The organism is Frankia sp. AiPs1 (genome assembly GCF_023716945.1).
Classification (GTDB): domain Bacteria; phylum Actinomycetota; class Actinomycetes; order Frankiales; family Frankiaceae; genus Frankia.
In genome coordinates this window covers 1-7895 of sequence record NZ_JAMQQF010000266.1, presented here as the reverse complement: position 1 = coordinate 7895, position 7895 = coordinate 1, and the positions used below count along the sequence as shown (strand labels likewise).

At 72.8% G+C, this 7895-nt stretch carries 6 protein-coding genes and 1 pseudogene; 5 read left to right on the top strand and 2 right to left on the bottom strand.

From position 1 onward, the window contains the following. Positions 1 to 542 precede the first annotated feature (542 nt). Positions 543 to 2819 (bottom strand): DUF2142 domain-containing protein, encoded by a 2277-nt coding sequence (locus ND748_RS20135; protein ID WP_251747555.1) that lies wholly within the window; start codon positions 2817 to 2819, stop codon positions 543 to 545. A 203-nt stretch (positions 2820 to 3022) separates the two neighbouring features. Next, positions 3023 to 3697, bottom strand: a complete 675-nt coding sequence (locus ND748_RS20130; RefSeq protein ID WP_251747554.1) for an acyltransferase — start codon at positions 3695 to 3697, stop codon at positions 3023 to 3025. A 222-nt stretch (positions 3698 to 3919) separates the two neighbouring features. Here ND748_RS20130 and ND748_RS20125 point away from each other — a divergent pair, with 222 nt between their 5' ends. The 5 genes and pseudogenes from ND748_RS20125 to ND748_RS20105 all read left to right on the top strand — a co-directional run. Then, positions 3920 to 4903 (top strand): glycosyltransferase family 2 protein, encoded by a 984-nt coding sequence (locus ND748_RS20125; protein ID WP_251747553.1) that lies wholly within the window; start codon positions 3920 to 3922, stop codon positions 4901 to 4903. 2 nt (positions 4904 to 4905) lie between these two features. Next, positions 4906 to 6048, top strand: coding sequence for a glycosyltransferase (locus ND748_RS20120; protein WP_251747552.1), 1143 nt, complete (start codon positions 4906 to 4908; stop codon positions 6046 to 6048). 162 nt (positions 6049 to 6210) lie between these two features. After that, on the top strand, positions 6211 to 6924 hold the full coding sequence (locus ND748_RS20115) for a class I SAM-dependent methyltransferase (RefSeq protein ID WP_251747551.1): 714 nt from the start codon (positions 6211 to 6213) through the stop codon (positions 6922 to 6924). 3 nt (positions 6925 to 6927) lie between these two features. Next, complete coding sequence (locus ND748_RS20110; protein ID WP_251747550.1) at positions 6928 to 7236, top strand: hypothetical protein; 309 nt, start codon at positions 6928 to 6930, stop codon at positions 7234 to 7236. Positions 7237 to 7661: 425 nt separating this feature from the next. Beyond that, positions 7662 to 7895 (top strand): annotated as a pseudogene (locus ND748_RS20105) (hypothetical protein); the annotation flags it as partial.

Below are 7895 nucleotides of genomic sequence, written 5' to 3'. Positions count from 1 at the left end.
CCACCGGAGTGCGCACCGGCGGCGCTCGCCAGCCCGGTCGCCGCCGCCAGGGCAGCGTGCGGCACCAGGTCCTGGGGCAGCGGCCGGTCCTGGGGCAGCGACTGCTCCTGGCGCGGCGGCGGATCCTGGGCCAGCGGCGGATCCTGGCGCAACGGCCGATCTGCGGGCACTGACTGGTCTGCGGGCACTGACGGGTCTTCGGGCAGTGGCGAATTTTGGGGCGTTGAGTGAGATCTGAGCGGGGACAGCACCGCGGCGGGCTCCGGCGCGGCGGCCGGGCCCTGATCGGGCGGCGGCACGGGCTGCGGGGTCGCCCCCGGCGCTCTGCCCGTCTCCCGCTTGCGGCGCAAGATTCCCCCCGAACAGAGACGGTCGACACCGCGGACCTCGTGTGCACGATCATCATCTCATGGTCCGTTGGGCCCGGCCGGTGCCGTCTCGGTCGGTCCGGGCTCCGTACCAGTGTCCCGCTGTGCGCGTGAGCGTGCACGCTGCGCAGTAGATATCAGACCCTGTGCCGGCGATGGTCCCGGATCCGGTGGTCAGCGCGGTTGCGGGTGGCGAGCGCCGTCGGCCTCGTCGGCCCAGTCGGCCTTGTCGACTGCGGCGGCCTCGTCGGGCCTATCGACTGCGGCGGCCCTATCGGCCCCATCGGCGGCGGCGGCCTTGTCGGCCCCGTCGACTACGGCGGCTCTGCCGGCTGCGGCGGCTTTGTCGGCTCTTTCGGCCGCGGCGGCCTCGGCTTTGTCGGCTCGGTCGACCGCGGCGGCCTCGGTGGACGCAGTACTCGACACCGGTGGGCCGCTGTGTGCCGGTGGGGAAGGCGGCTGCGCGCCCTCGGGCCCGCCCGGGCGGGGCTGTCCACTCGCCAGGGTGTCCCGGTGCAACCGGGCTGCGCGGTTGCGGGCGGCCTCCCGCAGCCCCTGGGTCCGGGGGTCCGTCAGGACGACCCCGCGGCCGGACCGGGACGGGCGGGTGTCGCGCTCGCCGATGACAAGCACCCACAGGCAGCCGGCGAGGGTCGCCACCGCGAGCGTGCACACCGCGACGGCGATGAAGACCAACGTCCCCTCCGACCACGGTGACCAGGCCGCCATGTCATCCCATGCGTCGCCGAGGTCGCCGCCCTTCGGTCGCCAGAAGTGCGGGAACACCATGGTGATCGACCAGACCTGCAGGGTGACCGCGCCCGCGAGGAACAGCAGCGGCATGACCCGCGACAGGTACCGGCCAGTGGCCGCCGCCCCCAGACCGATCCCGATCGCCAACGACACCAGGCCGGCATAGAGATAGCGGCCGGAAATTCCGCTGACGTGGAACTGCTTGTCGAAGTTCTTGGCGGACTGCACCGTCATCAGCCCGAACAGGCCCCAGGTGACCCACAGCAGGAGCAGCAGGTCGACCCGGATACGCCAGTTGCGGCCCCGGATCAGCGCGAGCGCGAAGAAGAAGATGACCAGGGCGGTGCCGGTGCGGACCGGGATGGTCGTGAGGTTGACCTCGAACCAGCCGAACGATCCCCACCAGCGCAGGATCGTTCCGTTGATCAGGAGCTCCCAGTAGGCGCCCCAGTCGTCGCCGAGGTACTGGCCCAGCGGGAAGCCGGGCGTCTCGGGTTGGAACGCCCCCCAGCGCACGACGTTGACGATCCACCACCAGCCGCCCAGGGCGACCATGATCGCTCCGCCGAGCAGGATCTGCCGCCAGGGCGGCCGCTGCGCGGCGGCCGAGGGCCCGGCGGGTCCCGCGTCGGCCAGCCGGAACGGCCGGATGTCGGCCCGACCGTCGCCGTCCGTGCCGTCCATGCTGTCCGTACTCGCGGTACTCGCGGTACTCGCGGTACTCGCCATGCCGCCGCCGGTGTTCGCCCCGGGTGGGGGCGTGGCCCGGGACGGGTCCACCGCGGGCGCACGCGCTCGCAGCGCACGAGCGTCCCGCCGAGCCCGGGACCAGGCCAGCACGTAGGCCAGCGCGGCCATCGGGACCAGCACGATTCCCAGCGATTTCGTCATCAGGGCGAGGCCGACGAAGCCACCCGTCCAGGCCGCCGTGCGCAGCGAGGTATCTCCGCGTAGCACGTAGACGATGCCCACGGTCGCCAGCCCGGCGGTCAGGACCAGCAGGTTGTCGTTGTTGACGCTGGAGCCGATGTGGGCCAGCTCCGGGATGGTCAGCGGGACCAGCGCCGCGCAGGTCCCCGCCACCCGGCTGCCGTCGGACAGGCGGTGCGCCCCGGCCCAGGCCAGCAGCGGCAGCGGGGCCACCATCACGACGCTGACCAGGCGCAGGATGCCGATGATCTCGTCCCAGCGCAGGTCGTCGCCGCCACCTGGGATCGCCTTGAGGATCACCGCGTTGACCCAGTAGTACAGCGGCGGATGCTGGACGATCTGCTGGATGCCGCCTCTGGGCGCGGGCGTCCGCTCCAGTTCCTCCCAGCTCGGCCGCTCGTCGCGGGGCGTCGCCTGCGCGGCGGTGAAGGGCCCGGCAGACAGGTCACGCGGCCGCTTTTCGGAGCCGTAGGGCGCCGCCATGATCGCGCCGACCCCGCCGCGAGTCACGATCACGTGCCCCGGATGGGGCCAGCCCCTGCCTTCCACCAGGCGCATCACGGCGTCGACGTGATTGGGCTCGTCGGGTGCGTGGTACTGCGGCACCATCACCGACCAGCCCGCCAGCACCGCCGTGAACAGCAGGGTGATCGCCCAGACGGTCGGGGGGGCGGTGCGCAGGATGCGCCACGGTCGAAAGCGGGTCCCATCGGGGATCACTGCCGGGGCGGGCGAGGCGGCGGTGCGGGCCGCTGCGGTCGAATCCACGGAGTCACCCAAACTCTGCACGGTCCCATCGGACGAAGGTGCTGTCATGTTACGGACACCCCCGCTCGGTTGACTGTCCGGGTATCCGCGCATCGGCCCTGGTCGCGGACGGTGGCAAGGTGCTTCCCGGCATGCCGGAGGTCACCGTCCGCAGTGTTCCCCAGAGACGGGCGGCGCAGTCCGGCGGCCTGGTGCGGTAGGTCTCAGCGCCAGGAGTCGATGTGGCCGACGATCTTCGCGGGCGACCCGGCGACGACGGCCTTCGGCGGGACGTCGCGGGTGACCACCGAGCCCGCGGCCACCACCGCGCTCTCGCCGACGGTGACACCCTTCAGGACGATCGCGCCGGTGCCGATCCAGGCCCGGTCCTCCAGCACGATCGGTCCGCTCACCGGCTGCTCGACGCCGTCGACGACCATGGGATGGAAGTCGTTGTCGAGAAGCTGGGTGTTCCACGAGACGTTGCAGTAGGCCCCGATGGAGATCCGTTCCCGGACGAGGATCTTGGCGAACCCGTTGACGTTCGCGCCGGGGCCCAGCTCCAGCACGCCGGAGTCGACGACGACCCGCACGCCCCGCTGCAGCGAGACGACCCCCTCGCAGCGCAGCCGGCCCTCCGGATGGACCCGGATGATCGAGGTGTCGCGCCGGGTCGACAGGCCGAACCCGCCGAGGCCGACCCGCAGTGCCGCGCCCTCGCCGAACTCGATGCGCTCCCGACCCTCGATGACGGTCGGCGAGCCGAGCCAGATCGGCTGCTTGTAGGCGAGCGGGTACCGCAGGCCCGCGACGAACGAACGGGCCGAGGTCTCGCGGGCGGCCCGCAGCGTCCGCACATGCCGCACGTACTCGCGTAGATCACTTCTGAACGCAGCCACGGTCCAAACAGTAGGCGCCAACGTGGGCCGGTCGTCGGCCCGGTCGTCGGGCCCCGGGACGGGACGTGCAACTCTAGAACGGCGCGCCCACATGGACGGACCGCGCATCACCGCCACGGACCGGCGATCGGAGTGGGGACGACGTCGGCCCGCGCCATGCACCGGCCCGCCGCCCCGCAGCGGCGATCACCGCCGGGAACGACGACCGGGAGCCACACCGACGTGAGTGTCAGCGCCATCCACAAGCCCGACCATCCGGAGGGCAGCACCCCGACGCAGGCTGCGGCCGGCGACGACCTCGTCGCGCTCGGCGACGACGTCCCCTACGTCACCATCGTTCTGCCCTGCTACAACGAGCAGGATCACGTGGTGCTTGAACTCGAGCGCATCACGGCCGCGATGGACGCCAGCGGGTACGCCTACGAGATCCTCGCGATCGACGACAAGTCGACCGACAACACCCTCGCCGTCCTGCGCGATGCGGCCCCCCGCTTCCCCCGGATGCGGATCATGCCGTTCCGCCGCAACGGCGGCTCGGGCACGGCCCGGCGCATCGGTACCCAGGAGGCTCGGGGAAAGATCGTCGTCTGGACCGACGCCGACATGACCTACCCGAACGAGCGCATCCCGGAGTTCGTCCACTACCTGGACGACAACCTCGACGTCGACCAGGTCGTCGGGGCCCGGCTCACCGAGGAGGGGACCCACAAGTGGGCCCGGGTGCCGGCCAAGTGGCTCATTCGGATGATCGCCCAGCGGCTGTCCGGGGTGAAGATCCCGGACCTGAACTCCGGCCTGCGTGCCTTCCGCCGCGAGGTCTCCCTGCCCTACCTGCGGCTGCTGCCGCCCGGCTTCAGCTGCGTCACCACGATCACGATGTCGTTCCTGTCCAACCAGCACCCGGTCGACTACATCCCGATCGACTACGCGAAGCGCGCCGGGACGTCGAAGTTCCACCCGTTCCGCGACGCGCGCCGCTACATCCTGCAGGTGCTGCGGATGGTCATGTACTTCGACCCGCTCAAGGTGCTGATGCCGATCGCCTTGTGGATCATGGGGCTGGGCTTCATCAAGCTGATCGTGGACCTCGTCCGCTACGACTTCCACGTGGCGACCTCGACCCTGCTCGCCATCCTCGTCGGCTTCCAGATCGCCGTGCTCGCCCTGATCGGTGACCTGGTCGCCCGTTCCCGCAGCGACACCTGACCGTGCGCATCGCGGTCATCGGCCCGACCCACCCGTACAAGGGCGGGATCGCCCAGCACACCACCGAGCTCGCGCACCGGCTGGGCGCCCGGGGGCATCAGGTCGTGATCGAGTCCTGGTCGGACCAGTACCCGGCGCGGCTCTACCCGGGCGTGCAGCGCGTCGCCGAGCCGGAGATGGAACCGTTCGGGTCGACCCGCTACCCGCTGTCCTGGCGTCGGCCCGACGGCTGGATCCGGCTCGGCCGGCGGCTGCGGCGCGAGGCCGACGCGGTCGTTCTGGTCGTCGTCACCCCGATCCAGGCGCCCGCCTACCTGGCCATCCTCGCCGCCCTGCGCGGCCGGGCCGGGCGCCGGGCCGGCGGGCTGCCGGTGCTGGCGCTGTGTCACAACGTTCTGCCGCACGAGCGGCGTGCGGTGGACGAGCCGCTGATCCGGGCGGTGCTGCGGCGGGTGTCCGGGGTGCTGGTGCACACCCCGGCGCAGGCCGAGCTCGCCGCCACCCTCACCCCGGCGCCGGTGGTGGTGGCCGAGATGGCTCCGCACCTGTGGTCCTCGCCGACCCGGCGGCGCCCGGCGCCGGCCGAGCCCGGCGCCCTGACCACGGCGGGCGGCCGGCCGCGCAGCCTGCTGTTCTTCGGACTGGTCCGGCCCTACAAGGGGCTCGACGTGCTGCTGCGGGCGCTGGCCCGCGGCCCGGCGGACGTCCGGCTCACCGTCGCCGGGGAGTTCTGGGGTGACGCCGTCCAGACCACCCGCCTCATCGCCGAACTCGGCCTGACCGACCGGGTGAACGTCCGGGCCGGCTATGTCGACGCCGCCGAGGTGCCCGGCCTGTTCGCGGCCGCCGACGCCCTGGTGCTGCCGTACCGGGCGGGCACGGCGTCGCAGAACGTCGATCTCGCGCACCTGTACGGTCTGCCGGTCATCGCCACGACCGTCGGCACCCTGGCCACCGCGGTTCGTGACGGCGTCGACGGGCTGCTGGTTGCGCCGGACGACGTCGACGGGCTCGCCGCGGCCCTGCGTCGGCTCTACGAGCCGGGCGTGCTCGCCGACCTGCGGGCGAAGGTCTGCCCGCCCGATCCGCAGGCGGCCTGGGGAAACTACCTCGACGTGGCGCTCGGTGCGCTCGGCAGCGGATGAGGGTTCTCCGCCCGGTCCGGCTGTGGTCCGGCCTGCCGCCGGGCTCGTCGCGTCGCGTCCGGAGACGATCACCTGAGGTGTCTCTGACGGGTCCAGGCGCGAACGGTGCCCACATGGCGGGCAGACTGTCCGTCAACAACGGCCGGAACGGAAGGTGGACTGGTGAGCCCCGTACGTGACGACGCCCTCGCCTTCGTGGGTCACCAGGTCCACGTGATGCGCCGCCGTGAGGTCGGCACCCTGCTGGAGTGGGCGGGCGAGCTGACCGGGCGCACGCTGCTCGACGTGGCCGGGGGCGATGGCTACTGGGCCGGTCAGGCCGTCCGCCGCGGGGCCCGCGCGGTCTGCCTCGACCTGGCGCGGCACAAGCTGGAGTTCGGCCGGCGGCTGCGCGGCCATCCGGGGCTCGTCGAGGGTGACGCGCTGGCGCTGCCCTTCGCGGCGACCACCTTCGACGTCGTCATGTCGGTGTGCGCGATCGAGCACTTCGACGACGGGCCGGCCGCGCTTGCCGAGATGGCCCGGGTGCTGCGCCCCGGCGGCGACCTGGTGATGTCCGCGGACGCGCTGACCCGGGCCACCGCCTGGCCGGCTCTGTTCGACCGCCATCGCGAGCGTTACCACGTCAAGCACACCTATCCGGGCGAGCACCTCGCGAAGCTGCTCGACGACGCCGGGCTGGACGTCGTCCGGCAGACGTACATGTTCCGCAGCGAACGCGCCGAGCGGCTGTACCTGACGTTGTCCGCGAAGGGTGGCCGGGCCGGTTGGAACGCGGCGGCGGTGCTCTCCCCGGCCATCGCGCTGGCCGACCGCCGGGCCCCCGACACAGCCGGCAGCGTGGTGCTCACCCATGCCCGCAAGCGGGGGAGCTGAGTCATGGCCCGGCGCTCACGTTCCGGCGAGGGGCCGCGCCGCACCCCGCCGCGCACTCCATCCCCCTCCCGCACTCCCTCCCAGCCCCGCACTCCACCTCCGCCTCGCACCGGCCCACCCCCGCCGCCGAGCTCCCGCTTTGCCCAGCGGGCGGTTGCCGCGCTGCTCACGGTGCTGCTGTTCGGTCTGATCATCTTCGGGGCGGCCGCCGCGGCCGACGCCGCCGACGGCGAACGTTGGTGGGGGTATCTCCTCGGGGGGCTGTTCTGCGCCATCATGGTCGCCGCCGCCCTGCGCGGTCGCCGGCACTAGCGCAGCCGCTGCTCGGCCCCGCTCCGGTGATCGCTGACGGAGCGTGACGTCGGCCGGCCCCGCCTCGCCGCCGGACCAGCCCGCCGGCACCGCCTCGCGAGAGGTGTGCACGGGAGCGGGGCCACATGGTTGTTCTGTAGGGACGAAGCGGACGCCGAACCCTCCAGCAGGACCAGGTAGGCGCTCTCCCACGCATCCGCCCCGACCCACGAGCCGTCGCCCGGCTCGCGAGCCGCCCCAGTCACACTCTGACGTCACGCAACGTGATGGCAGGCGTGCGGAGGCCGGCGGGGGCTGCTGGGGCGCTGCACCTGAGGGGGCGCTGCACCTGAGGAGTGGAGGGTGGCCGGCGCTCGCCTCGTCTCGGTGTCCGGTCGACTGCCCCCCGAACCGGCACCTCCGAGGGCCCGGGCAGACTATGACCCGTGCGTGTGGGCTTCCTGGTCGAGCAGTTGCTCGCGCCGGTTCCGGGCGGGACCGGCCGCTATTCCGCCGAGCTCGCGACCGCCCTCGCCCGCCGTGCCGCCGCCGGGGACGGAGTGGTCGGCTGGTGCGCCGGGGGGGCGGGGGGGGCGCGCGCGGACGGTGCGGCGGGCGGCTGGGGGGGTCAGCCCGCCAGCGGCGGGGAGCTCGCAGCGGGAGACGGTTGGGAGCGGTCC

Bases quoted from the DNA above. Each gene is read 5' to 3' on its own strand.
- ND748_RS20110 (WP_251747550.1), top strand. From the start codon at position 6,928: ATGGCCCGGCGCTCACGTTCCGGCGAGGGGCCGCGCCGCACCCCGCCG.